Annotated in this window: 27 protein-coding genes and 1 pseudogene; 14 read left to right on the top strand and 14 right to left on the bottom strand. The window is 61.3% G+C overall.

Annotation, left to right across the window (positions count from 1 at the left end):
- Positions 1–2 precede the first annotated feature (2 nt).
- The 4 genes from V1280_RS24990 (at position 3) to greA (ending at position 3934) form a co-directional block, all read left to right on the top strand.
- Positions 3–1403 (top strand): NADP oxidoreductase, encoded by a 1401-nt coding sequence (locus V1280_RS24990; protein ID WP_334530231.1) that lies wholly within the window; start codon positions 3–5, stop codon positions 1401–1403.
- A gap of 217 nt (positions 1404–1620) precedes the next feature.
- Positions 1621–1977, top strand: a complete 357-nt coding sequence (locus V1280_RS24985; RefSeq protein ID WP_334530228.1) for a cupin domain-containing protein — start codon at positions 1621–1623, stop codon at positions 1975–1977.
- A gap of 98 nt (positions 1978–2075) precedes the next feature.
- On the top strand, positions 2076–3110 hold the full coding sequence (moaA, locus tag V1280_RS24980) for a GTP 3',8-cyclase MoaA (protein ID WP_334530225.1): 1035 nt from the start codon (positions 2076–2078) through the stop codon (positions 3108–3110).
- A gap of 359 nt (positions 3111–3469) precedes the next feature.
- Complete coding sequence (greA, locus tag V1280_RS24975) at positions 3470–3934, top strand: transcription elongation factor GreA (protein ID WP_334530223.1); 465 nt, start codon at positions 3470–3472, stop codon at positions 3932–3934.
- A 265-nt stretch (positions 3935–4199) separates the two neighbouring features.
- Here greA and V1280_RS24970 read toward each other — a convergent pair whose 3' ends face one another.
- From V1280_RS24970 to V1280_RS24950, 5 genes are all read right to left on the bottom strand, one after another.
- On the bottom strand, positions 4200–4946 hold the full coding sequence (locus tag V1280_RS24970; protein ID WP_334530220.1) for an SDR family NAD(P)-dependent oxidoreductase: 747 nt from the start codon (positions 4944–4946) through the stop codon (positions 4200–4202).
- 10 nt (positions 4947–4956) lie between these two features.
- Positions 4957–5856 (bottom strand): polysaccharide deacetylase family protein, encoded by a 900-nt coding sequence (locus tag V1280_RS24965; protein WP_334530217.1) that lies wholly within the window; start codon positions 5854–5856, stop codon positions 4957–4959.
- Positions 5857–5878: 22 nt separating this feature from the next.
- Positions 5879–6634, bottom strand: coding sequence for an SDR family NAD(P)-dependent oxidoreductase (locus V1280_RS24960; RefSeq protein ID WP_334530214.1), 756 nt, complete (start codon positions 6632–6634; stop codon positions 5879–5881).
- Between the two features lie 21 nt (positions 6635–6655).
- Complete coding sequence (locus V1280_RS24955) at positions 6656–7948, bottom strand: MFS transporter (protein WP_334530212.1); 1293 nt, start codon at positions 7946–7948, stop codon at positions 6656–6658.
- Between the two features lie 784 nt (positions 7949–8732).
- Positions 8733–8996: a hypothetical protein gene (locus tag V1280_RS24950; RefSeq protein WP_334530209.1), complete on the bottom strand. Its 264-nt coding sequence runs from the start codon at positions 8994–8996 to the stop codon at positions 8733–8735.
- 162 nt (positions 8997–9158) lie between these two features.
- Between V1280_RS24950 and V1280_RS24945 the strand changes: the two genes are divergently transcribed.
- Positions 9159–9440 carry a hypothetical protein gene (locus V1280_RS24945; RefSeq protein ID WP_334530206.1) on the top strand — a complete coding sequence of 94 codons (282 nt, stop codon included), beginning with the start codon at positions 9159–9161 and terminating at the stop codon, positions 9438–9440.
- A gap of 377 nt (positions 9441–9817) precedes the next feature.
- On the opposite strand, the gene V1280_RS24940 is transcribed toward V1280_RS24945, so the two are convergent.
- The 7 genes from V1280_RS24940 to V1280_RS24910 form a co-directional block, all read right to left on the bottom strand.
- Positions 9818–10009 (bottom strand): hypothetical protein, encoded by a 192-nt coding sequence (locus tag V1280_RS24940; protein WP_334530203.1) that lies wholly within the window; start codon positions 10007–10009, stop codon positions 9818–9820.
- Between the two features lie 177 nt (positions 10010–10186).
- Complete coding sequence (locus tag V1280_RS24935; protein WP_334530200.1) at positions 10187–11158, bottom strand: CobW family GTP-binding protein; 972 nt, start codon at positions 11156–11158, stop codon at positions 10187–10189.
- A gap of 279 nt (positions 11159–11437) precedes the next feature.
- Positions 11438–12652, bottom strand: a complete 1215-nt coding sequence (sbmA, locus tag V1280_RS24930) for a peptide antibiotic transporter SbmA (protein ID WP_334530197.1) — start codon at positions 12650–12652, stop codon at positions 11438–11440.
- Between the two features lie 126 nt (positions 12653–12778).
- On the bottom strand, positions 12779–13714 hold the full coding sequence (mepA, locus tag V1280_RS24925) for a penicillin-insensitive murein endopeptidase (protein ID WP_334530194.1): 936 nt from the start codon (positions 13712–13714) through the stop codon (positions 12779–12781).
- Positions 13715–13719: 5 nt separating this feature from the next.
- On the bottom strand, positions 13720–14832 hold the full coding sequence (locus tag V1280_RS24920) for a nickel/cobalt transporter (RefSeq protein WP_334530191.1): 1113 nt from the start codon (positions 14830–14832) through the stop codon (positions 13720–13722).
- A complete protein-coding gene (locus V1280_RS24915; protein ID WP_334530188.1) occupies positions 14829–15470 on the bottom strand; it encodes a DUF1007 family protein in 642 nt (213 codons plus the stop codon). The genes V1280_RS24920 and V1280_RS24915 overlap by 4 nt, the downstream gene beginning before the upstream one ends.
- A gap of 257 nt (positions 15471–15727) precedes the next feature.
- Positions 15728–16147, bottom strand: coding sequence for a DUF2946 family protein (locus V1280_RS24910; RefSeq protein ID WP_334530185.1), 420 nt, complete (start codon positions 16145–16147; stop codon positions 15728–15730).
- Between the two features lie 665 nt (positions 16148–16812).
- On the opposite strand from V1280_RS24910, the pseudogene V1280_RS24905 reads away from it, so the two are divergent.
- The 5 genes and pseudogenes from V1280_RS24905 to V1280_RS24885 all read left to right on the top strand — a co-directional run.
- Positions 16813–16953, top strand: a pseudogene (locus tag V1280_RS24905) (substrate-binding domain-containing protein); the annotation flags it as partial.
- 414 nt (positions 16954–17367) lie between these two features.
- The gene (gene ybgC / locus V1280_RS24900; protein ID WP_334530182.1) at positions 17368–17820 is read left to right on the top strand and encodes a tol-pal system-associated acyl-CoA thioesterase; all 453 of its coding nucleotides are present in this window, start codon (positions 17368–17370) and stop codon (positions 17818–17820) included.
- Positions 17808–18254 carry a YbgC/FadM family acyl-CoA thioesterase gene (locus tag V1280_RS24895; RefSeq protein ID WP_334538407.1) on the top strand — a complete coding sequence of 149 codons (447 nt, stop codon included), beginning with the start codon at positions 17808–17810 and terminating at the stop codon, positions 18252–18254. Before ybgC ends, V1280_RS24895 begins: the two co-directional genes overlap by 13 nt.
- A gap of 108 nt (positions 18255–18362) precedes the next feature.
- Complete coding sequence (locus tag V1280_RS24890) at positions 18363–18830, top strand: nuclear transport factor 2 family protein (protein WP_334530179.1); 468 nt, start codon at positions 18363–18365, stop codon at positions 18828–18830.
- Between the two features lie 290 nt (positions 18831–19120).
- The gene (locus V1280_RS24885; RefSeq protein WP_334530177.1) at positions 19121–20431 is read left to right on the top strand and encodes an IS4 family transposase; all 1311 of its coding nucleotides are present in this window, start codon (positions 19121–19123) and stop codon (positions 20429–20431) included.
- Between the two features lie 31 nt (positions 20432–20462).
- Here V1280_RS24885 and V1280_RS24880 read toward each other — a convergent pair whose 3' ends face one another.
- Positions 20463–21167, bottom strand: coding sequence for a type 1 glutamine amidotransferase (locus V1280_RS24880; RefSeq protein ID WP_334530174.1), 705 nt, complete (start codon positions 21165–21167; stop codon positions 20463–20465).
- Positions 21168–21195: 28 nt separating this feature from the next.
- Positions 21196–22122 (bottom strand): LysR family transcriptional regulator, encoded by a 927-nt coding sequence (locus V1280_RS24875; RefSeq protein WP_334530171.1) that lies wholly within the window; start codon positions 22120–22122, stop codon positions 21196–21198.
- 151 nt (positions 22123–22273) lie between these two features.
- Between V1280_RS24875 and V1280_RS24870 the strand changes: the two genes are divergently transcribed.
- The 4 genes from V1280_RS24870 to V1280_RS24855 all read left to right on the top strand — a co-directional run bounded on the left by V1280_RS24870 (position 22274) and on the right by V1280_RS24855 (position 25747).
- A complete protein-coding gene (locus V1280_RS24870) occupies positions 22274–23230 on the top strand; it encodes an N-carbamoyl-D-amino-acid hydrolase (RefSeq protein ID WP_334530168.1) in 957 nt (318 codons plus the stop codon).
- 74 nt (positions 23231–23304) lie between these two features.
- The gene (locus V1280_RS24865; protein ID WP_334530165.1) at positions 23305–24132 is read left to right on the top strand and encodes an ABC transporter substrate-binding protein; all 828 of its coding nucleotides are present in this window, start codon (positions 23305–23307) and stop codon (positions 24130–24132) included.
- Positions 24129–24986 (top strand): amino acid ABC transporter permease, encoded by an 858-nt coding sequence (locus tag V1280_RS24860; protein WP_334530162.1) that lies wholly within the window; start codon positions 24129–24131, stop codon positions 24984–24986. Before V1280_RS24865 ends, V1280_RS24860 begins: the two co-directional genes overlap by 4 nt.
- Positions 24983–25747 (top strand): amino acid ABC transporter ATP-binding protein, encoded by a 765-nt coding sequence (locus V1280_RS24855; RefSeq protein ID WP_334530159.1) that lies wholly within the window; start codon positions 24983–24985, stop codon positions 25745–25747. The genes V1280_RS24860 and V1280_RS24855 overlap by 4 nt, the downstream gene beginning before the upstream one ends.

The following is a 25747-nucleotide window of genomic DNA, read 5'->3' as shown; positions in this document are numbered from 1 at the left end:
CCATGATCAAGCACGCTGCGATTGTTGGAAGTGGTCCCAGCGGCTTTTATGCCGCCGAGGCCCTGCTAAACGCCTTGCCGGACATCGTCATCGACATGTTCGAGCGATTGCCGACGCCGTATGGCCTGGTCCGCAGCGGCGTGGCGCCCGATCATCCCAAGCTTAAGCAAGTCACGCTTGTCTTTGACAAAATCATGCGATCAGAGCGTTTCAATTTTCTGGGAAACGTAAGCGTCGGGACTGACTTGTCGCTCGATGCACTCCAACGGTCATACGATATCGTCGTTCTGGCCTATGGCGCGAGCACCGACCGGAAAATGGGAATTTCGGGCGAGAGGCTGGCGAACAGCCACTCCGCGACCGAGTTCGTTGGATGGTACAACGGACATCCCGATTTTCGCGACTGCACGTTCGACCTCAGTCAGGAAGTTGCGGTCGTCGTGGGGCACGGCAACGTCGCGGCCGATGTTGCGCGCATACTGCTGCAACCGCCTGACGACCTCCGGCGCACCGACATTGCCGCGCACGCGCTGGAAGTGCTCGCAGAAAGCAAGATCCGTGACGTCCACCTGGTCGGTCGACGGGGGCCGGCGCAGGCAAAATTCACGACGCGCGAACTGCGCGGCCTGAGCCTCATTCCGCAATGCCAGGTTCTTACCCAAAGCAACGCGGTAACGATAGGTCCGGCCTGCGAGCTGGAGCTCGCCGACCGGTCGAACATCAACGCGTTGCAGAACGTGGAGTTCTTTCGCGGTCTAAGCAATGCCGGACAGGCACAGATAGCGCGCAAGTTGATCTTCCATTTCTGTCTCAGTCCTGAGCGGCTCGAAGGCGAAGCCGGCCGCGTCAAGCAATTCGTCTTTCGAAGGAACACGCTGCGCGGAAATTCCTTCGAGCAGGCCGCTGCCCCAACCGACGAGCTGTTTGGTATCGACTGCGGCCTGGTCTTCGGAAGCATCGGCTACCGAGGCCAGCCCCTTGAGCGCGTTCCCTTTGATTTCCGTCGCGGTGTCGTTCCCAATCGCAAGGGGCGCGTCGAGTGCGACGGGATTGCCGTGGACGGACTTTATGTGACAGGCTGGCTCAAGCGCGGCCCAACCGGCATCATCGGTACCAACCGGGCCGATAGCATAGAAACCGTGCAGCAGATATTGGAAGACTTGCCTGGCCGCATTCCAAGGCCGCAGGGAGGCAGACGGCAACTTGTCGAGTCGATTTCGCTCCGAAGCGCTCCCGTTATCGGATTGCCCGAATGGCTCACGATCGACGCCGCCGAGTGCGCGATGGGACGGCGGGCGAACAAGCCACGGGAAAAAATCACCCGCATCGCGGATATGATCGACGTCGTATCGCAGGGCCGTGCCGGCAATGCCTCGGACAGTTACGGCGAGAGGGCCGGATGATGCGCGCGAGCATTGTCAGGGTATTTCAAGTCCGTGAAACGACTCTCAACGGGTCTCACGCTGGCACCATGGGTTGTTCGGTCACTGGCACTGCTCATCAGTTGCGCAGAATTGGAAATAGATAGTGGGACAGCCCGACGGAATCGTCGCGGCGGCAGTCTCGCAACCGCCTGGCCCGCCGACGTTGGCGTGCACAATACTCGAGAGGGAGTGTCGCGTGGCAAACAATAAAGTAACGAAATTTGGTCTCAAGGCAGCAACGCCGATCGAGACTGATCTCGACGGATGGAAGAAGGTCGACGGCAATCCGACTATGAAAACCTGGATCGAATATACCGCCGACGACGGATCGTCGATCTCCGGCTGGTGGGGCGCGACGCCCGGCACCTATCATGCAACGTATGCGGCACCGGAGTTCGTTCACATGATCCAGGGTGAAATCGTCATCACGCCAGATGGCGGCACGCCGGTAATCGTCAAGGCCGGCGACGCCTTCACGGTCGAAAAGGACTTCGTCGGTACCTGGAAGATCGAAAAAGAAGTCTTCAAGCACTTTACCATCCAACTGAAGTGATGGACCGGCCGACGCCGCCGGACACTGCGGCGCCTGGACTTCGTCGGCCGCCTTGCTCGGTGTCTTAATTGCTAGGTGCATTGAAAAGGGGCCATTGAATGAGCATACCGATCTCCCCGGCCGATCAGCCTGGAAAGAGGACGCTCGTCGATGGCTTCTTTCGCACCGTGACCTACCTGAGAGTATCGGTCACGGACCGTTGCGATCTTCGTTGCGTCTACTGTATGTCGCGGGACATGACGTTCCTTCCTAAGAAGGAACTTTTGACGCTCGATGAATTGGATCGGATCTGTTCGGCATTCGTCGCACGCGGGGTGCGAAAGCTGCGTTTGACCGGCGGCGAGCCGCTGATGCGACGAGGGTTTCTCGATCTCGTTCGCAGCCTTTCGCGCCATCTCAAGTCCGAAGCTCTTCAGGAGTTGGCGCTCACGACCAACGGGACGCATCTATCGAAGTATGCAGCCGACCTTGCAGCTTTCGGCGTGAGGCGGATCAATGTCTCGCTTGATTCGCTCGATTCGGAGGTTTTCAAAAAGATAACGCGCGGCGGTGACATAGCCGTCGTGCTCGAGGGCATAGCTGCGGCCCGCGAGGCGGGTCTCAAAGTGAAGATCAACACGGTGGCACTGAGAGACCTCAACGAAGCTTCTCTCGAATCCTTGGTCGAGTGGTCGCACGCAAAGGGTCTGGAGATTACCCTTATCGAAACCATGCCACTGGGGGACACTGGCGAGGATCGGACGGATCAATACGTGCCATTGTCACGGGTCCGATCGCAGTTGGAAAAGCGCTATACACTTGTCGACCTGCCGGATACGAGCGGCGGCCCGGCGAGATACGTCCGCGTTGCGGAGACCGGTGGCCGTCTTGGATTCATCACACCGCTGACTCAAAATTTTTGCGAGACCTGTAATCGGGTCAGGGTATCGTGCAATGGGACGCTCTTCATGTGTCTTGGCAAGGACGACCAGGTTGATCTGCGACAGGCGGTCCGGGCGTCTTCGTCCGATGTGCTGTTGAACGAAGCGATCGACACCGCAATGCGACGAAAGCCTCTCGGGCATGATTTTGTCATCGACCGCCGCGGACAGTCGCCGACGCTCGCGCGCCACATGTCGGTGACGGGTGGTTGATGTCCGCATCCGCTGCAATATTCGAACCTGATTGCAAGACGGTCGCTCACGATCGTGAATTGCCCCGCCGAATGCTGGCTGCTCTCGTCTGCAACGAGCAGGCGTATCCGGATGAAATCTTGAAGCAAGTCGTCGATCGCTGCCGGTTGCGGGGCGAATGATTGGCGGGCGTCATTCAACATCGGCCCCGAGATCCCGGCCGTCGCGGCTCGACCTTGGTCTTGCGCGAACCTATCGTTGTCGCCAACCGGTAAGGGCCATATCTGCCCATCCTTGGCGGCCATTCATCTCGGAAAGGAACGGAACGCACGAAAAATGTTTCTCTTCGGGGCTGATAGCAATTTGAGGTATCACGGCTGATGGGCAGAGCCTTCGTCAAGGAATTGGATACCGACCATATCGAGGAGCTCCCGGAGCGGCCCGTTTCCGAGCATCCGAACGACGTCACCGCGGCAGGCCTGGCGCAGATCGAACATGCCCTCGCGGCGGCCAGCGAAGCCTATGCCGCTGCACAGGCATCAGCCGATCGCGCTGCGCTTGCCGCTGCGGGCCACGACCTTCGCTACTGGTCCGTCCGGCGCGCAACGGCACGCGTGGTGCCCGCCCCAATCGACCGCTCCGAAGTGCGGTTCGGCGCGTCAGTGACGATCCTGCGCGACGATGGCAGGGAGCAGACGTTCCGGATCGTCGGTGAGGACGAAGCCGATCCTGCCCAAGGCTCGATCTCACATGTCTCGCCGCTGGCGAGATCGATGTTTGGGAAGCGCGTGGGCGATGTTGTTCAAGCCGGCGCCGGCGAAGCCGAGATCATCCTGATCGAGTGACCAATACTTGCGCTCTCCAATTTGGCCGAGGGGAGCCAAGCCAGCCAATTTCGCGCGTTTCTCTAACGCGAGGACATGGTTATGGCGACTAAGCGGCCTCGTTTCACCAAACGCACGTTCGTGAGCGGCCGCTTCTGGCGCAAAGCAGCTGGTCGCTATCGTCAATGCATGAGCGCTGGAGGCGATGTCCGCATACTTCGACAAGAGGGAAAACCGCCGCACACTTTTCCGGATCATGCGCTAGTCAGTCGGGGCGCAGCTCTGCTCAGCAGCTCCATTGAAATCCATCGACCACGAAATCCTGGCCGGTCATGAACATATGCGCCTCGACGGCCAGATAGCGCACGATGCTGGCGACGTCCTCAGGCGTGCCGACCCGTCCCATGGCAATGCCTGCGGTTAATTCTGCCTTCCGATGACCGAGCAGACCGCGCAAGAGGTCGGTGGCGATAATGCCCGGACAGATCGCATTCACCGACACTTTGGGTCCGAGCTCCTTGGCAAGCGACCGCGTGAGGCCCAGGATTCCGGCCTTGGCTGCCGCATAGGCATGCTTGCTGACGGCGCTGGTCACGCCGCCCGACAGCGCGTTGATCGATGAAATCGAGATGATCCGCCCGCCGGCGTCCTGCTTCAGCATGATCGGCGCGGCCGCATGAATGAAGTTGAAGCAGCTCTTCAGGTTGATTGCGATCGTGCGGTCGAATTCCGCCTCAGTGATTTCAAGAATCGACTTTGGGTTCGGCGCGCCCGCATTGTTCAGGAGCACGTCGAGATGTCCCCATTTCGTGTTGATCTGTTCGACGATCGCGTGGGCGCGGGCAAAATCGCTCACATCGGCCTGAAAGGTCAGCGTGCGCTTGCCCCGCGCCTCGATATCGCGCGCGGTTGCTGCCATCTCCTTCTCCTGGAGATCGACGAGGGCGACGTCGAAGCCGGAATCGGCAAGCGCCAGCGCACAGGCGCGGCCGATGCCGCGCGCGCCGCCGGTGACGAGGGCCGTCTTTGTCATGGGTCCGGCCTCAGGCGGCGTGGTCGCGCGCGTAGCGGACCACGTCGGCATGGGTTGCGCACCAGACGTCGCCCTTCGTCTTGGCCAGGCGAATGAGCTCCTCGATGATCCACAGCCGCGAGCGGTAGCCGATCATGTGCGGATGGCAGGTGAGCTGAAAGATACCGCCTTCCTCATAGGCCGCTTCGAACTCGCGCCGGAACACATCGAACACATCCGACGGCGGCGTATAGGGACGCAGGCCCTGGAACCGGTGCATCATGAAATAGACCGCATCGTCGCGGATCCATTCCACCGGAAATTCGATGATGCCGGTTGGCTCGCCATCCAACAGTAGCTCGTAGCAATCGACGTCGGCCATCAGCGAGGAATCGTAGAGCAGGCCGGCCTCCTTGGTGATCCGCAGCGTGTGCGGCGAGAAATCCCAGGACGCAGTGCGCGCGCCGACCGGCCGCACCTTGGTCGTCTTCTCCAGCACGTCGGCCGCGCGCGTCATCAGGTCTTTTTCGGCCTCATAGGGCAGCACCGAGTTCAGCTCGTGGATCCAGGAATGGATGCCGATCTCGTGCCCTTCGGCGATGATGCGGCGCTGCTCGTCCGGATAGAGCAGCGCGCACACGGCCGGCACATAGAAGGTCGCCGGCACTGAGTGTTTCGCAAGCAACTTCAGGATGTTCGGGACGCCGACACGATTGCCATACTGTCCCCACGCCATGCGCCCGATCGACTTGCCGCCGTCGCGCAGCTCATTGGTCTCATGATCGGCATCGAACGACAGCGCAAACGCGCATCGCGCACCACCCTTCCAGGTCTTGGGCCGATAGGTCTTGCCGGCGCGGACCTGGTTGACCAGCCCGCGCCAGTGTTTTTCCGGCCATTGCCAGGGTTCGAGTTTTGATGTCTCGTTCATGTTGGTCCTCCCGAATGATATGTTACAGCGGGCCGCCGGTGACGGGTATCGTCTGCCCCGTGATCCACGAGGCATAGTCGGAGGCCAGAAACGTCACCGCATTGGCGACGTCCTGCGGCGCCCCCATGCGCCGCATTGCAATCGTGTTGACGAAATTGTCGCGGAACGCGGTTGGCCAGTTGTTCCACTGCCGCTCGTAATCAGGGCTCGTCGCCATGAAGCCGGGCGCAACCGTATTCACGGTGATGCCGAACGGCCCAAGTTCCTGGGCAAGCTGTTTGACCAGACCGATCTGTCCGTGCTTGGCGGCGGCATAGCTCTGGATGCCGGTGAGGCTCGTGGCAAGGCCGGCGCGGCTCGAAATAGTTACGATGCGCCCTGTGCCTCTTGTCTTCATCCCGGGCGCGACAGCCTTGATGAAGAGGAACGCGCCCTTGAGGTTGGCATCGACGATGGCGTCGAAATCGTCCGCACTCACCTCTTCCAGCGGCCGGGGCCCTTGGCCGCGCACGCCGCCCGCGACATAGACAAGGATATCGGCGCCGCCGGCTGTGCGCACGACCTCGGCAATGGAGGCCTCATCGGTGACGTCGACCTTGGCAGCGATGATCTCGCCGCCGCCATCGACGCGGCCTGCGATGGGGGCGAGGTCATCGACCAGCAGGTCGCAGGCGACGACGCGCGCGCCGTCATTGGCCAGCGATCGCGCGATGGTCTGGCCGATGCCGCGCGCGGCTCCCGCCACGATCGAGGTGCGTCCGTCGAACCGGATGAGCATGGATTGCGCTCGTTCGTTCACTCAGCTCAGTTTTGTCCCAGCGGTTTCCTTCAGGCGCCAGATCACGGCCAGCGAAATCACCGCCGAAGGCAACAGATAGAGATAGGTCGGCGACACCGGCGATCCCGTGACCTGGATGAGCCAGGTCGCGATGAATGGCGCGAACCCGCCGAAGATGGCGACTGCGAGCGCATAGCCGCTCGTCATCCAGGTGGAGCGAAGATGCGTCGGAAAGATCTCCGAGATCGCCGCGGGTCCCGCGCCCGAATAGAGCGCAAGCAAAATACCGAACAGGATCTGGAGCGGCATCACCAGAGCGAGCCCGGTGCCGTTGGTCATCAGCGAGAACAGCGGATAGGAGAGCAGTCCGATGCTGATCGCGCTCGCCATCAGGAGCGGCTTGCGGCCGACCCTATCCGACAGCGCGCCCCAGACCGGAACCGCGATCACCATGGCGATCAGGCCGATCGTGTTCGACCACAGCGCCTGGGAGGGCGTGAGCCCGGCAAAGCGCTGGGTGAAGCTCGGCATCCAGGCGAGCAGCGTGTAATAGGCGATGGTCCAGAAGATAGTGAAGCCGAAGGCGAGCGCCCCGAGCGGAAGCCCGGCGACAACCGGCTGATCGACGGCAGCCTGGCGGCTGGCTTCGTAATTCGGCGTCTCGTCGACGTTCCGGCGCAGATAGGCACCGACGAAGAACAAGAGTACGCCGAGCAGGAACGGCACGCGCCAGCCCCAGTCGAGCATCGCCGCCTGACTCAGCGACGAGGTCATGATGGCGGCAACGGCCGAGCCGAGCAGCGAGCCGCCGGCGGTCGAGACCTGCTGGAAACTGCCGAACAAGCCGCGGCGGTTTTGCGGCGCCCATTCGACCATGAAGGCGGTCGAGGTACCCCATTCGCCGCCGGCCGCGAACCCCTGCACGATGCGAAGCGCAACCAGCAGGATCGGCGCCCAGACGCCGATCGCCTCATAGGATGGCAACAGGCCGATGGCGACCGTGCCGAACGCCATCAGGAAGATGGTGAGCACCAACGCCGTCTTGCGGCCTTTGGTGTCGCCGAGACGGCCGATCACGATGCCGCCGAGCGGCCGCGCCAGGAAGCCGACGCCATAGGCCGCGAAGGCAGCGAGCAGCGAGGCGGTCGGATCGCTGTTCGGGAAGAACTTTGTGGCGATCAGCCCGGCGAGATAAGCATAGACGCCGAAATCGTACCACTCGAGCAGGTTGCCGATCGCTGCGGCCCCGATCGCCTTGTGGGAGTTGTCCGCCAGATGCGCACTCGGCGCGGCCAGAACAGAAACTTCCGCCATGCGATCACCCCGCCATGTGCATCTTTGCTGCAATATTCCACATGACAATCCGGACGGAGTCGAGGGGCAACGCGCGCGCCATGACGGCTCTGCGGTAATGGCTGACAGTTCCCCGCGGCATGGCTCTTGGGTATGGCTCTTGGGCATGGCGGCGCGGGTGGTGTCTCTCCTCTTGGTGCGGAGGCGGCCCGCGCCGTCTCCGGACGATGCTTCGGATCGCCCGGAGAACCATGAGGCTCGGCCGGGTGGCCGCGTCTCCCGCGGCGGATGTCTCCGAGAGGGTTTGATCTCGTTCGCAAGCCCGATATTGACGAGACCAATCTATGCCAAGCCTATGCCAAGTCCCAATTCGCGGAATGAGCGCTTATCGAACGGCCGCGCAAAGCGGCCGTTCATACGCAAACAGCATCGCGTGACTGATAAGGGAATAAGTAGACGGCCTCGGGGAGGGGCGCGTATAGCCGTTCACAGTGGGAAGTCGTGACATCAATGCTTCGGTGGCGCGTGCGAACATCGGGGCGTTCGTCGCAGCCGCTTTCATCCGGTCCGAGCCGAACGCCGTCGTCGCGTTGGCGACCAATGTGACGTCATTCCGAACCCGACCCCGGGCTGCGTCGCTTAATATCGTGCAATTGTCATCTTACCGAGCGGCTGGAAATGTCCCGGCCGAAGGTTTCCCTAGGCACCCCCGGCGGCCTGATGATTGATTGGCGTGGCGAGGACAACTCGACCGTCGCCCAGCGCGCGCAAACGGTTCGAGGGTTCCGCAACGCTATAACATTACCTATTTCAATTTGATTTGTGTGCGCTTGGGGTGCTGGTCCTCTACCTTCATGATGGCCGTCTGCATCACATGCACGAGGATCTCGTGGATGAGCACGCCATCGCGGTCGACGCCACAAATCCCGTTCAATGCACGCCTCAAGTCCAGTGCTCGCACGCGCACGGTCCAAACTGCGGACATGAAGCGGTGCCGCATGGTGACCATGTCGACTATCTTGTAGACGGGCGGCTGCATCATCCTCATGGTGATCATTGCGATGATCATGGGCTCGTGCAGTTAGCCTGAGAGGGCGTCCACTACGGTGATTGAACCACACGGCCCTGGCTTCCTCCGGTTTAATGGATTGCCGCTCGCTCGTAGGCCGAGATGACACTTCGGCATGGGTCAGTTGATGCTGCGGCCGTAGTAGCTTTTCATGAGCCGATAGTGGCCTCCGGTCAAACCGTACTCCTGGCGGAGGCAACTATCGCTCCTGCAAAATGTTGCGCGCCCGTCACATTGCAGAAGTTCGAAGTGAAGCCTGATCAAGCGCGAATTGTCGAAGTAGGTTGCAAAATAGTGACCGGCGCGTGGTGGATGATCTTCACACATGCGGATGACCGCATTCCGAACCTCTGGCGGCAGACGTTCGATTCGCTCCGAATTCAAAGGATCGTCGCGGACAATCTGACTGCCGCGAGCGAGCGCGATTGGTTGATTGCAAAATGAAAGCAAGGCGACTCCGGCACCGATTGCTGAATGTCGCTTGTGAAAAGTCCCCATGCGAGCACCCGTCTCCCGGTGGAAGGTTTATCAGATGCGTTCGCAGCGCAGAGACCATCCGGAATGCCGATGACCGCCAGGGTCAATGAATTGTCCGATGGTATGTGCGGCGCATCAACTTGATCAAGACCGTTGATGGCCGTTCCGAGTCAATCGCGTCCTTGTGGGAACGTCCGGTTGTGGCGCGCAAAGCGGCGATGAGACGTCGCCGCGCTCGCGCGCCGAAATCGAGTCCATGGCAGCTCTGCCAAACATTCAAATCGAACGATTGCCCAAGGGCAAATTGTCCCTACATGAGGAATTTCCGGACGATGTCGTTTCTGTCATCCGACCGTTTCTTTTCGAGGAAACAGGCCCTTTCTGCCCGGTTGTGTCCCTTGGCTGAAGCAATCATCTGGCGGCTCTTCGACCGCATCAGTCGGCGGAAATATACTGTCGTATATCGCGCGAGCCTCTCGAATTAAACGAATCCGCTCAAGCTCAGATTTTGGAATAAGTCGAACAATGTGGCCCATGGGCGTTCCAACCTAGTTTGTAGATGCGTAGACGCAGACCGAGAGACGCCCACTTACTTCATTGCTTTGAGCCCTGTGCCGTCCGCCCTACCGCCAGCGATACTCCGGGGTGCTCCGCCTCGGGTTTTCCTGACCACCCACGTCATGGCGGAAGCCTCGGACTCGGCAATTCCCTGGTTAGGCGCGGCAGGCCTCAAATCCTTGCTTCAGCAGGTCCACTGGTAGATCCCGGCCGATGAAGACAAGCCGGGATTGGGGCGCCTCGTTCTTCTTCCATGCGCGCTGACTGCCGCCCTCGATCAGCATGTGGACGCCCTGCACGACAAATCGGCGGTCATCATCAGCCATTGCGATAATGCCCTTCATGCGCAGGATGTCCGTGCCGTAACGTTGGGTGGTGTCCTGAATCCACGAGACGAACCTGGCGGGATCCATTGGATCGTCGGCCACCAGTGATAGGCTGGCAATCTCGTCGTCGTGCTCGTGAGCATGCTCCTTGGTGAGGAATCCCGGCTCGACTTCGAGGATACGATCGAGATTGAAAGCATCTCGCCCCAGTACCTTGACGAGGTCGAGGCCGCAGCGCTCCGTCCGGTGAATGGTCGCATAGGGATTGATCTTGCGGATTCGGCGTTCGACTGTCGCTAGGCCATTCTCATCGACCAGATCGGCCTTGTTGACGAGGACGACGTCGGCAAACGCGAGTTGCTCTTGGGCTTCCGGGGCCCGATCGATCTGTTCGAGAAGATGTTTGGCGTCGGTAACGGTGACGATGGCATCAAGCTTGGTCTTGCGGCGAACGTCCTCGTCGACAAAGAAAGTCTGCGCCACCGGTGCGGGATCTGCGAGCCCCGTGGTCTCGACCACGATGCCGTCGAAGGCGCGGCTTCGCCGCATCAGGCCTTCGATGATACGAATAAGATCGCCGCGGACCGTGCAGCAGATGCAGCCGTTATTCATCTCAAAGATCTCTTCGTCCGCGTCGACGATGAGATCGTTGTCGATACCGTCCTCGCCGAATTCATTGACGATCACAGCAAACCGCTTGCCGTGTGTCTCGGTGAGAATGCGGTTGAGCAGTGTGGTTTTCCCGGAGCCGAGATAGCCGGTCAGAACCGTGACAGGAATCTGTGTGAGGGCTTCCGGCATGGACGATTCCTTATGTTTAGGGGGCAGGAAAGATGATCAGTTGGCCATCGCCGTTCGCAGCGGGCGCGCGTAGCGTCATCCTTGCCAGAATGAGCGCCAGGCCCGTGCGCAGGCCGCTTTCTTGACGGTGTTGGATCCTTTTCGAACTTTGGACAGCCCGGCCGCGTGACGGACCGCCATTGGAGACCTCGCTAGTCGTATGTAATGTTATAACATTACATTATTGGAAAGCACAATATGGTTTGGCGCAATGCAAAGCTTCGGTTCCGTCAACTCCGATCATGAGGCTGGCTCCTTTTGTGCCTCGATCGACGGCAGTGGGTCACCGTGGATCTTTGCCTCAAAACCGCGCAGCCGCTGATAGATCGAGATCAGTTCGACGATCGTGCTCCACGAGTTGACGAGATACTGAAACGAGGTTCGCACTTGTGTGAACGCGTTGAGGATCTGGTTCATCGCGCCGAGGGTGATCTTGCCCGCGATGATCGTGGGCGCGAGCAGGACGTAAGGAAAGATGACGTCAGTCTGCAAATAGACGATCCGGCCGACATTGAAGTACATGAAGTTCAGATAGAGCCGGAAGTAATTCCTGCGAATGTCACTAAATAGCACGCCTAATGTCGGCGGAATGGCGCGCGCCGGGTCATCCTCGCCGAGCACGAGCTCCTTGCGATAGGCCGCTTCGACCCGCTGGTTGAGAAATTCGATTCCGGGCAAGCGGATGCCGATAAGCGCGAGAACGCCGGTGCCCAGTATCGACCAGATGACTGCAGCGAACACCAGCGGATAGGGAATCGAGCCGAGCAGAGGCAGCTCCGTGACGTTGCTGGACAGCCGCACCAGAACCGGCAGGAAGGCCAAGAGTGTCAGCACTGCGCTAATGAGATTGACCCCTAGACCTTCCATGGTGCTGGCAAAGCGCATGGTGTCTTCCTGGACCCGCTGGGAGGCGCCTTCGATCGTGCGCAGCCGTGGCCAGTTGGCGACATAGAAATCGTTCATCGCGGTCCGCCAGCGGAAAATGTAGTGGCTGACGAAGAATCGCGTCATCACGCCGACCACGACGGCCACGAGCGCGATGCCGGCAAAGGTCCACAATTCGCTGTAGAACTGCTCGACCGTGACCGGCGCTGACTTCGAAAGCGCGGCCTGGACCAGGTCGTAAAACGGTCCATACCAGCTGTTGATCGCGACTGAGACCTGAACCTGAAAGTAAGAGGTGAACAGGATCAGCGCGGAGCCAAGAATGGACCACGTCGCCCAGGGATGCGGGGCGAATAACATCCATGCAGCCGCGAAGACCACAACAGCCAGCGCAAAATAGAGATCGAACCACAGTGCCGGCGCCGACCAGAACGTCGCAAGCCCAACCGGCTTTTCCGGGGCTTGAAAGATATTGCTGGCAAACCCATACCAAACCGCCATCGCCAACGCCGTCCAAAGAATTGACGACGAAAAGAACAACTTTGGTCGGGGGAAGAATGAAACGAACATGCTTGCCGTCCTGATCGATTTAGAACTTCAGCTCAGAAGATGAACTCACCGCGGTCGTTGGCCAACTCTTGCCCCTACATGAGGCTCACTCTTTCTTGCGCGTGTACGCAGGCGCTCTCGCAAAGGTCACGGAGCAATCAGTATCTTGCGGCAGGCGGCAGGAAGGTCGGCAAGCGTTATCGGCGGCCTAGGCTTTGGCGGTGTGGTGGGAAGCCTTGGGTGGAGAACGGGCTCGCTGAACCAATAGGCAAAATCCTTTGCACTGCATCCCTCATCCGCCGAGGGCGGAGGTTGCAATTCGCATTCTCTATCGGCCGCAGGACATTTAATGCGGATGTGGAAGTGATAATCATGCCCATACATAGGGCGGACCTTGGAAAACCAGGTTCGGTCTCCCTTGGCTTCACGACAAAGTGCCTTTTTGATCGCTGCGTTGACGAAGATCCGCTCGACCTGTGGCTCCTGTGCCGCCGCTCGAATGACGAGCAGATGACTTGGCATCCAGACCTTTGGATCGACATCGAGGCGGTCGGGCCGCACCATCATTGTCGCTGACATTTCTTCGCGCTCGACGCGCGACAATTCTCGATCCGGCATCGGCGCGAGCCAGATATCAGCATCGAGCCCCACCTGATGGCTGGCGTGTCCAGTCAGCATGGGGCCACCCCGCGGCTGCGACAGGTCGCCAACAAGCAATCCGGGCCAACCCGCGACCTCGTGCACCTTGTCAGAAAGGCGCTCGAGCAGCTTGATCATGTCAGGATGCGCCCAATTGCGGTTGCGGGACAGCCGCATCACCTGCCAGGTCTTTCCATTGATGGGCAATGCTTGAGCACCTGCGAGACAACCTTTTGCATAAAACCCGATGGAATGCACGGCCAGCGAAGCAGGCAGGATTTTGCGCGCAAAGAGTTCTTTTGCGCCAAGGTGCGGATCGTTGGGATTGGCCAATGGTGGGAGCGGTTCGGGGTCGACGCTGCCTTTGTCCTGTGCCGAAGCGGGGCCAGACATGATGAGTAGGACAATCGAGGAAAGCAGGATCTTCAGCAACTGATTGCCCATCACCTCTATCCCGTGAACATCCAGAGTTGTTCGCTCGCCATATAACCTGCCAACAACAGTGTGCCAAACGCAACGATGAGCGCCGCGGCGCCGACCTCGATAGCTCTCATCGTGAGCAAGCCGAATCCGGCCTGGGCCTTAGCGACGCGGCTTGCGAGCTGTCGCGCGCTCATTGCGAGCGTTGCGATCGCTGCAACCGTCACCGCTGTGCCAAGCCCCATGATCAAGGTGGCGCCGACACCAGTCCAGAACAGGTCCTGGGCCAGCGCGAAGATGAGGACGATGATCGCGCCGGAGCATGGCCGCATTCCAACCGCGACCACCGCCGAGAGGCCTCGGCGCCAGCCGCCCGCGCCGGCGAGCTCAGCGGGCTCTGGCCCGTGGGCATGACCCCAGGCCGACTCGTGTTGGTCGTCGTGGCAGTGAAAGCTGTGCTCGTGACCGGCGCATCCATCGACCATGCATTGTCCGCCACGCATGGTCATCGCGCCAAGGCGCGGCGTGTGAAGCGGAAACGTGTTGCCGCTGTGCCCTGACGCGAGGGTGAGGACGGGCGCCTGGGTCCATGTCAGTTCACGGCAGCCGAGGAGAAAGCTGCGGCCCTTGACATACAAAAGCCGTAGGCCGATCAGGATGACCAGACCATAGCTAACGATCTCGACGAGATGAACGGTCAGCCCGATCGCCTTCGCTGTCGCGCCGAGAAGAACCGCGGCGATGGCCACCACCACAATGGCAACGACGGATTGCATGCCCGCGGACGCAAATGACAGGACAACGCCGCGATGCCAAGTCTCTTCGTTGGCCACGAGGTAGGAGGAGATCACGGTCTTGCCGTGTCCTGGGCCGACGGCATGAAAGACGCCGTAGAGAAACGAGACGCCGAAGAGGCCCCACATCGCGGCGCCGTCCTCCTTGCTCGCCCGGATGAAGCCCGACAGCGAACGATAGAAGGCCGCTTGCTGTGCAAAGATCCAGCCGGTGAGGCCCGATGCCGACATGGCACCGACAGGATGAGGGGCTCCAAACGGCGCGGCCTGCGCCGATACGACGTCAATTGCACAGGCGACGAGGACCGCCACCAGCACGGTCAAGATAACACCGCGCGATCTGGTCATGGGCACTTCACCAGGATCTTGTTGGCGAAGGTCTCTCCATAGGAGCTGGATGCGTCGAGCGGGTCACTATCGAGCTGACTGAGCCGCAACTGTTCTGCCGCTGTAGGCTGGTGTGGCAAATCATAGCTCAGCAGGCATTGCGGCGCGCCGCTCAAGGAGACCGGCTTGTCCTTGGCAAATTCGAAATCAACGAAGATCGTGGGATCGTAGACCTCGATCTGCATCGCCTTCGCGGTGGCAGCCGCCTTCAACGGCAGGCTGAAATGCAGGGTGAGGGTGGCGTTCTTGTATTCGAGCCAATAGTCGACGGGTTCCGAAAACTTGAGCTTCTTGCCGTCCGCGCGCGCGAAGGTGAAATAGCCATACTCCTTCAGCGAATCCATGTTGACCTGGGCGAGCGAGGCCAGCTCTTCCCGCGTGTATTGCCCCTTCTTCGCATGGGGGGTACCCTGGAGCGCGTAGGCGGAAAACATGTCATCGAAAGTCCAGGCGTGGCGGACGCCTGTCATGCTGCCGTCGGCTGCGTAAAGAATTTCGCTGTGGAAGGTGACCCAGACATGGGGATGAGCCTCCGCGCGATCGAAGGATAGAAAGAGCAAGAGCACTGCGCAGATGCAGGAACATGGGTGTTTTATCATTGGCCTGTCCACCGACTGGAGGTTCGATGTGAACGCCGCACATGATGAGCGGCGAACCAGCTTCTTGAGCATTCCCCGTCGATTGCGGGCAAGGCCCGGCGCTGCAGCATCTCGAGACGCGAGCCGATTGCATTGCTTCCGCCCCGAACCTCATGCGGATCAATGCGGCTCGGCCACAGGCTCTCGTTACGTAAGGGGGAATACCGCGCCCAAAGCTTGGCGCGGCCAGAGGCGCCTGCAGCGTCCGCGAATTGGCGTCAGCCGAGCGGTGGTGCGCGCGATTGAAACGGCGCGCGGTGAGTTTTCAGGACGCCATCGAAGGTGAGTGCGAACGGGTGTCCGGCGTCCGTTAGGTCAAGTGATGGCGACGCCTGCGTCGCATCCGGGATGAAGGAAGTCGCGAGTAGAAAGCCCGAGAAGCAGATCGGACAGTCCTCGTCATCGTCCGCCAGTTTCGCCGGAAGACGTGCCGCAGATTGTTGCTTCACGGGACCGTGCCATCCCCGGGCAACATCTGCTGTCGAGCGGTAGATCCCCTGGCCGGCGATGTCTCGGGCATGGATATGCCCGAATGACATCCCGAATTGCAGCGTCAAGGCAAGCAGTGCAAGACAGGCGCAGCATCGCCGCGTGAAGATACACCACAACGTTAAGTGGGTAGGCCGCAAACTGCGCACCGCCTCACATCACTTGAGCTGCGTCGCACGACGGCGCGAGCATCGCTATCCAGAACAGGTGAACGATGTGCCTGTCCAAAGATGAGTAAACAATGGAAGATATTCTTTTTCCAGTCGTGCTTTGTTTCAGCCGTATCGCGAAATTCCGATTGATCCGCCGACGCTCGACCGAAAGCATCCCGATATATCAACTTGACTTCGATTGCGCTTGCAACGTTATAACATAACCTTCGTGGTTTCAAGACGACCGCAATGAGCATCTCATCGCTAAGGACGAGGGGCGGGGCGACTTGGCTTTTTGGGGATCGGAGCCATGATTCTAAGGACCCTTGTCGCAGCAATTGCTCTCGTTGTTTCGAGCAGCGCGGATGGCTTTGGCTAGGTCCCGCCACAGGGCGGATGGTCGAATTTGACGACCCAGTGCCTGCAGCAGTTGCCGTCGATCGTTCGCGCGGAAAATCTAAGGAGCCAGAAGGCCCGTGGAAGAGAGCATCATCGTTCGCGAGGGGAGATATTGCGCGACGATGTTGCGATGGAATGGCAGGCAACTTTGTTCACTGAACGGCCTACAGAAACTGTTTCGATGGTTGTAGACGCCGTTCTTCGCGAACGAGAAGCTTGTTTACTGTCCGGTTGTTCTGAAATCATCCGCTCAGGAATGGCGTGGCATCGCCGTGAAGGTCGTCGCCGTTGGCACCGGCCAAGCGCTCGATATTGGGCGCCGCGGCGATGCGGACGTAGTGTTCGTCCATGACCGGCCTGCCGAGGACAAGTTCACGGACGAAGGACAGGGCGTGAAGCGCTTCGGCCTCGCGAGTTAGGCTGGCCTCCAAAGGGAAAACAGCGCTTCCGCGATGGCGGTGCAGCCGAGCCACCATGCCAAGCGCTCAAGCCACCATGCTAAGGACAAACAGCGGTTCGTCGTGTCGGTGGTTCCGTATGATTCCCTCCCTGGGCACCAACGCTGCCACCGATACTCTGCCCGGGTCGGACCGCGATCAGTGTGGCAGGGCGCACGCGAACCTCGAAGCGGATCGGGTCGTCTGCCTTGACACGCGGCGCGACGACGATGCTGCCGATGGGCTCACGCAGCTTCACACGGAAAGCGCGCTGGAATTGCCGACTGCAGGAATCAAGCCTAAGGCTTTTGGCACTTGCCCAGAAAAGCCCCTCTGTGCAAGACAATTGGTTCTTGGAACCGCAATGACGGGAATCGCATTTTGACAGCCTCTCTCGACGGTGAAATTCGCGATGGGCGCCATCAGATGCAGGTCCGCGTCTATTTTGAAGATACGGACTCCGGCCAAATTGTTTATCACGCGAATTTTTTGCGCTTCATGGAACGCGGCAGAACGAATTACTTACGTCTTCTCGGGACCAATCAGCACGCGCTGCTCCAAGAAGTGAGGAGCGAGGCGCCCGGCTTCGCCTTCGTTGTACGTTCGATGACAATCGATTTTCTAAAGCCGGCGGTCTTGGACGACGTGCTTGACGTGGTTACGCTCCCGCAAGAGGTGAGAGGCGCGTCAGTTACCTTGCTGCAGGAATGCAGGCGCGCAGACGATCTCCTAGTCACGGCGCGGGTACGCGTGGCGTTTATCTCAGGTGGAAAAGCGCAGCGCATCCCGAAGGCGCTGCGGCTTGCGATGGAAGGGCATAGATTCACGCCTTAGCCGTCCAGCGACCCAATGAAAGCAACCCGCTAGGCTTCTGTTGCGACATCGTCAAACCAGTGTTTTCAGGCATCGTCTATCACGCCAATTATCTGCGCTACATGGAGCGCGGCCGCACCAATCATCTGCGGCTGATGGGTGCGGAGCAGCAGGCGCTGTTCGATCAGCCCGAAACCGAGGGCGCCGGCTTTGCCTTCGTCGTGCGCTCAATGCATCTGGATTTTCACAAGCCCGCGCGGATGGATGACGTGCTCGACATCGTGACCTGGCCGGTTGCGGTCAAGGGCGCCTCCATCATGCTGGCGCAGGAGGTGCGGCGCGGTGAGGACGTGCTCGTCAAGGCCGAGGTGCGCGTCGCCTTCATCAGCGGCGGTCGGGCGCAACCGATCCCGAAATCGATCCGCGCGCTGATGAAGGCCGATTTGATTTCCTGATCGCCCGATAAGTGATCGGTCGATAAGTGATCGGCCGATAGGTAACGCCCTATCGACTCCGCCAACTGCAGCGATAGATTGTGCCCCAAACCAACCGATGAGGCCATCATGTCGCGCCCGCCGCTTCCGCCCTTCACCCGAGAGACCGCCGCGCAGAAGGCGCGCATGGCCGAGGACGCCTGGAATTCGCGCGATCCCGTGCGCGTCTCGCTCGCCTATACCGAGGACAGCCGCTGGCGCAATCGCTCGGAAGTGTTTCAGGGCCGCGAGGCGATCGTCGCGTTCCTCACCCGCAAATGGGAGAAGGAGCGGGAGTACCGCCTGATCAAGGATCTCTGGGCCTTCGACGAAAACCGCATCGCGGTGCGCTTCCAGTACGAATGGCACGACGCGAGTGGCCAGTGGTATCGCTCCTACGGCAATGAGCAGTGGGAGTTCGACGAGCACGGCCTGATGCGGCGACGCGAGGCCTCGATCAACGACATCATGATTGCGGAGAAGGATCGCCGCTTTCGTTGGCCGGCGCCCGGGCCGCGGCCGGCGGATGTGCCGGGGCTGGGGGCGGATCCGTTCTGAATTGCCTCCTCTCCCTCTCCCCGTTCTTACGGGGAGAGGGTTGGGGTGAGGGGCCGTCTCGGCAAAATTCGGTAGCAGTTGGACTCGTGGAGAGTCCCCCTCACCCGGATAGCATCTTCGATGCAATCCGACCTCTCCCCGCAAGCGGCTGTTGAATTCACACATCTTGCGGAGGAATTTGATCGCTGATTCCGTGAGTTGAGAGATGATTCGCGGGAGCGAGCGATGCGTGGGATGAATTATGGGCTGGGTCGATTTGGCGATCTGCGGCTGGAAAAAGGGGGGCTCGTTTGCATGCGGCACTTGTTGCGCGGCCCGGCTCGTGCATCCGCCAGCTCGCGCAACGCGACCGCGCACGTGAGATCCAGTTCACGCGCTTTCTGCGCAACGAGGCGGTGACGGCGGAAGAGATAGCCGCGCAGGCGGCGGAACGCACGGCGGAGCGTGCACGGGGCCGCGACGTCGTCGTGGCGCAGGATACGAGTGAGCTTTCGCTGGGTGGGCGACGTGCGAAAGCCAATGGCTATGGGCCGATCGGAAAAGGCGGAGCGCTGCGGGGCCTATTGCTGCATGCGGCTCTGGCGGCCGATGCCGGCAATGGTGGCGTGATTGGTCTCGTCGATGCCAAGGTGTGGAACCGGACGGGCGGCAAGGCCAAGCATCGACGGTCGCGAACCACGCAAGAGAAGGAATCGCAACGCTGGCTCGATAGCACGAGGCGCGCCGCGAGGGGGTTGACGGAGGCTGCGAGCATCACGGTGGTCTCGGATCGGGAAAGCGACATCTACGAGCACTTCGCGTACCGTCCGTCACAGGCGCATCTGATCGTGCGGGCATGCCAGAACCGGCGGATCGATACGGGCGAGGAAGAGCAGCAGATTGATTTGCTGTTCTCTCGTATCGATAGTTTGCCTGAGGACGGCCGGCTCAACGTCAACATTCCCGCGGCTCCGGGACGCAAGGCGCGCAGCAGCGAACTGGTCGTCCGCTTCTCGTCTGTGACCCTGCGCAGGCCCCTGCATGGCGCTGCCGATCTGCCCGAAACGGTCAAGCTGACCATGGTCGATATCCGCGAGACATCGACGCCGGAGGGCGGCAAGCCGATCCACTGGCGGCTGTTGACGACCCATCCGGTCACCAACATCGCTGAAGCGCGGCGCGTCGTTGAACTCTATCGGATGCGCTGGATCATCGAGGAATACTTCCACACGCTGAAGACTGGAGGCTTCGATATCGAGGCCGCCGACATCAGCGATCCCGAGGTCATGATCCGCTTCGCCGCTGCTGTCGCCGTCGCAGCCGTAGCGGTGATGCAATTGGTCAAGTCGCGCGATGGCACCACCGGCCAGACCCTGCTCGAGGTCTTCGATCCTGCCGATCAACCCATCATCGAGGCCGTCTCGGCAAAACTGGAAGGCAAGACCGAACGGCAAAAGAACGCGTACCCAAAAGGTTCGCTGGCCTTCGCCGCCTGGGTCATTGCCCGACTAGGCGGATGGGACGGCTACTACGGCAAGCCGGGGCCAAAAACCATGCGCCTCGGGCTCGAAGCCTTCCAGAGCATCAAATTTGGCGCCACCTTGGGCCTGCGCGATGTGTGAATCGAACAGCCGCAAGCGGGGCGAGGTGAAATCAGCGCCTCGCCAAGAACCTCGTGATCGCTCCGCCGAGCTTCGCGTTGTCCAGCGGCTGCGCCAGTGAATCCCTTGCCGTGGCAACAACCTCATCCGGCGCCTTGCCGTTGCGCAGCTCGCAGCACACTTGCGCGAACCCCACGTCGAACTCGGGGTGCGGTTGCACCGTCAGCGTTGTGCCGTTGGCGTAGAGCAGGCCGGCATGCGGGGTGAATTCGGACGAGAGGATCGTGAGCGCATCGTTCGGCGGCTCAATGACCTGATCCTGATGTGAGGCGGCGATCGCAACCGCCTCGCCCTCGACGACGCCGTTCTCCGGGAGCACCTGATAGACGTGCCGGCCGATGCCCCAGCCCTTGTCCGACTTGCGCACGGTGCCGCCGAGCGCCTGCGCAATCAGCTGATGGCCAAAGCAGACGCCGACCATCGGCGTCTTGTTGGCGTAGGCGGAGCGCACGAAATCTTCCAGCGGGGCGATCCAGTCGAGCCCGTCAAAGACGCCGGCGGCAGCACCGGTGATCAGCACGGCCTCGAGCTTGCTCGGATCTGGCAGCGCATCGCCATTCGGGATGCTGACGACGTCGACCGTGGCTGTCGGGTCCTCGGTCCGGACCATGCGCTCAAACATGTCGGGAAACGAGCCGTGCTGCTCGCGATATTTTTGCGGAACCTGCCCGGTCTCGATGATGGTGATGCGTGCCATGTGCCCCTCAGGTCAAAGATTGCGAAGCTCAGTCGCTTCCTGCCCCATGTTGCTGGTGTGGCGCTGTACGTTCCAGCAGCGCACTCTCCTTGCGGATCTCGCCGAGAAACGCCTTGGCCAGACGCGACAGCGGTTCCGCCTCCGACCATAGCATGTAGGCGACCGCACGGGTCGTCGGCGTGAACGGCCGCACGACCAGACCGTGGCCGCCGTTCTGGCGCGGCGAGAAGGGGTCGACCACGGCAGCACCGACGCCGGCGGCGGCGAGCACGCAGGCCGTATTGCAATAGCGCACCTCGACCGTCGGCTGGAACGGCGCGCCGGCCCGGGCAAAGCTGTCGCGCACGGCCTCGCCAAGCCGGGTGCCGCGTTCGAGCCCGATGAAGGGCAGGCCGGACAGATCGGAGGCCGAGATCACCGGCCTGTCGGCAAGCGGATGCTGCGGCGGCAGCACGCAGACCATCTCGCCGGTGTGTACCACCTCATGCGCGATGCCGGGATGATGCGTCAGCCCGAGCGCGAAGCCGAGCTCGGCGACGCGGCTGAGCACGCCCTCGATGATGCCCTCATAGCGCCGGACATCGAAGAACACGCGTGTCTCGGGACGACGGCGCAGGAAGCCTGATAGCGCGGAGGGAATGATGCTGTAGGCGAGCGGTGGCGTTGCCACGATGGCGAGGTGACCGGAACGGTTTTCGCGCAGATCGCGGACGCGGTTCTCGAGCTTGGCGTGCAGCGCAAAAATCGCTTCGCTCTCTTTGTAGAGCGCCATCGCCTCCGCGGTCGGGAACAGCCGGTTGTTGACGCGCTCGAACAGCGCAAAGCCCGCCTGTGCTTCCATCGTCTTCAGCGCGTTGCTGACCGCGGGCTGCGACAGTGCCAGCTCGTCGGCCGCCGCCACCGTGGTGCGGTGGCGGATGACGGCACGCAGGATCTCGAGCTGGCGCAGGTTCATATCACTGCCGATTATACTCAGGGCCAAAACATCATAGCACGATGAATTGCTTTTGCAGCCCCGCTTGCGCCTAATGGTCGCGGATTTGCATGCTGGATCAAAGGGTTCATTCGCCCATTGAGGCAGCATTGCGCACAGATTGGAGGCAATCTTGGTTCGTGTCCTTCGCGCTGCCGCCGCCCAGATGGGGCCGACTCAAAAAGCCGATACGCGCGAGCATACGTTGAAGCGGATGCTCGACATGCTGGAGGAAGCGGCGAGCCGCGGCGCCAGCCTGGTCGTGTTTCCCGAGCTCGCCTTCACCACCTTCTTTCCGCGTTGGCTGTTGAAGGGCGAAGCGCTCGACCAGTATTTCGAGCGCGGCATGCCGAACCCGGCCGTAGCCAAGCTGTTCGATCGCGCGCGTGCACTGCGCGTCGGCTTCTATGTCGGCTATGCCGAGCAGACCGCCGACGGCCGCCGCTACAATTGCGCCATCCTGGTCGATCGTGACGGCGAGATTCTCGGCCGTTATCGCAAGGTGCATCTGCCGGGCTCGGTCGAGCCGCGTGTCGGCGCGCGCTATCAGCAGCTCGAAAAGCGCTACTTCGAATATGGCGACCTCGGCTTTCCCGCGTTTCGCGCCGGCTCGGCCTGGGCGCATGCGATCATGGGCATGATGATCTGCAACGACCGCCGCTGGCCGGAATCCTGGCGCGTGCTCGGCCTGCAAGGCGTCGAGCTCGTCTGCATCGGCTACAATTCGGCCGCCTATGATCCCAATGGCGGCGTCACGGAGGATGCCTCCTTGCGCACCTTCCACTCGACGCTGGTGACGCAGGCCAACGCCTATATGAACGCGACCTGGGCGATCTCGGTCGCCAAGGCCGGCGACGAGGACGGCTCGGGCCTGATAGGCGGCTCCTGCATCGTCGATCCCAACGGCCGCATCGTCGCGCAGGCCGCGACCCTGACCGACGAGGTGATCGTCGCCGATATCGATCTCGACCTCTGCCGCCAGGGCAAGGACAAGATGTTCAATTTCGCCGCTCACCGGCGGCCTGAGCAATACAGGGTGATCGCCGAGCGCGCCGGCGTCATCGAGCCGGCCGTGCTCGACGCGGACTGACGATCTGGCACGGTGCTGGCAAGGATCGTCAAAGGAAAAGATCGGCAAAGCAAACAGTTGGCAAAGGAGCTGACATGACGCGCCTCTCGCATCTTCTCGCTTTCGCAGCGCTGGCTGCCGTGACGTCTGCGCAAGCGGCGGAGCTTCCGGCGGAGATCAAGCAGGCGGGCGCGCTAAAACTCACGGTCAACTCGACCTACGCGCCGATGGAATACCGCGATCCCGCCAGCAACGAGCTGGTCGGTCTCGACATCGATCTCGCGAACGAGCTCGCCAAGCGGCTCGGCGGCCTCAAGATCGTCTGGAGCGAGACGCCGTTCGCCGAGCTGATCCCCTCGCTCCAGACCAAGCGCGCCGATTTCATTATCTCCGGCATCTCCGATCGTGCCTCGCGGCGCGAGAGCGCCGATTTCGTCGATTACCTCACGACCGGCCCGCAGTTTTTCGTGATGGCGGAGAGCGACGCGAAGGCCGCGACCGATCTCTGCGGCAAGAAGGTCGGCACCACCCGCAGCACGAGCTTCCCGGTCGAGATCGAGAAGTGGAGCAAGCAGAATTGCGAGGCGGCCGGCAAGCCGGCGATCCAATATGTGCCGGGCGAGAACTCGATCGACGTCCGCAATCAACTCAAGCAGGGCCGCATCGACGCCGCCGTGCAGGGCAGCGAGACGCTGCCCTATGCGCAGACGCAGGAGCCGGGCAAATACCGCGTCGTCGGCGAGTCCTTCGCCAAGGGCTATCAGGGCATCATGTTCCGCAAGGACGATGCCGCGCTCCGTGAAGTCGTGACGGAGAAGCTCACCGCGATGATCGCCGATGGTTCCTACAAGGCGGTTCTCGACAAATGGGGCCTGGGCGCGAATGCCGTGACCGAACCCATGCTGAACGCGGCGCCGCAATGAAACCGGCGCCGGCACTCGCGGAGGGTCTTCCCGATCTGTCGGGAATGCGGATCGCGCGCGAGCCGCACTGGTTTCGCTGGCTCAGCGCAGCACTGATCGTCCTGGTGCTGGCGGCGATCGCGCGGGCGTTTGCCAATGGCCAGATCGAATGGTCCTATGTCAGCCGCTTCATCACCGCAAAGGTGATCCTCGAGGGCATCGTCAACACCATGGTGATGGCGGTGCTGGCGATGGCGCTCGGCATCTTTCTTGGTGTGGTCGTCGCGATCATGCGGCTGTCGCCCAACCCGGTGCTGAAGACGGTGGCGGCCGGCTACACCTGGCTGTTCCGCGGCACGCCGCTGATCCTGCAATTGCTGCTCTGGTTCAACCTCGCACTGGTGTTTCCGACCATCGGCATTCCCGGCCTCTGGAGCGCGCGTGCTGTCGACGTGATGACGCCGTTCCTGGCGGCGCTGCTCGGGCTCGGCATCAACCAGGGCGCCTACACGTCCGAAGTCATGCGCGCCGGCATGCTGTCGGTCGATATCGGACAATATGAAGCGGCGCAGGCGATCGGCATGGGACGGCTGCGTGCGCTGCGCCGGATCATTTTGCCGCAGGCCATGCGGGTCGTGATCCCGCCGCTCGGCAACGAGTTCATCGGCATGGTGAAGGCGACCTCGCTTGCGAGCGTGATCCAATATCCGGAAGTGCTGCACAACGCCGAGAACATCTACTACGCCAATTCCCGCGTGATCGAGCTCTTGATCGTCGCCGGGCTCTGGTACCTGCTCGTCGTCTCGATCCTGACGCCGCTGCAGATGCTGCTCGAGCGCCGTTTTGCACGCGGCACATTGCGATTTGCGCGATGACAAAGCCCCTCGTCGCGATTCGCTCTGTCAGCAAGAGTTTTGGAGAGTTCCAGGCTCTCAAAAACGTCTCGCTCGACGTCTGGCCCGGCGAGGTGATGTGTCTGATCGGCGCCTCCGGCTCGGGCAAGACTACGCTGCTCCGTTGCATCAACCAGCTCGCAATCATCGACAGCGGCGGCATCTGGCTCGACGGTGAGCTCCTGGGCGTGCGCGAGCAGGGCGGGCGGCTCCATCGCCTCTCCGAGCGCGAGATCGGGCGGCAGCGGCTGAAGACCGGCATGGTGTTCCAGCGCTTCAACCTGTTTCCGCACAAAACGGCGCTCGAAAACATCATCGAAGGCCCGCTCCAGGTGCAGGGCCGCAAATCCGATGAAGTCCGCGCCGACGCCATCGAGCTGCTCCGCCGCGTCGGGTTGTCCGCCAAGGCCGATTCGTATCCCGCGCAGCTCTCCGGCGGCCAGCAGCAGCGCGTGGCGATTGCGCGGGCACTTGCGATGAAGCCGATGCTGATGCTGTTCGACGAGCCGACCAGCGCGCTCGATCCGGAGCTCGTCGGCGAGGTGCTCGCGGTCATGAAGGAGCTGGCGAAAAGCGGTATGACCATGATGGTGGTGACGCACGAGCTCGGCTTCGCCCGCGAGGTCGCCGACCGCGTCGTCTACATGGACCAGGGCGCGATCGTCGAGCAGGGCCGCGCCTCGGACGTTCTGGGCGCGCCGCGCGAGGAGCGCACCCAGGCATTTCTCTCGGCAGTGATCTGA

The organism is Bradyrhizobium sp. AZCC 2230, assembly GCF_036924495.1.
GTDB lineage: Bacteria > Pseudomonadota > Alphaproteobacteria > Rhizobiales > Xanthobacteraceae > Bradyrhizobium > Bradyrhizobium rifense.
This window is presented reverse-complemented; position numbering and strand designations above follow the sequence as displayed.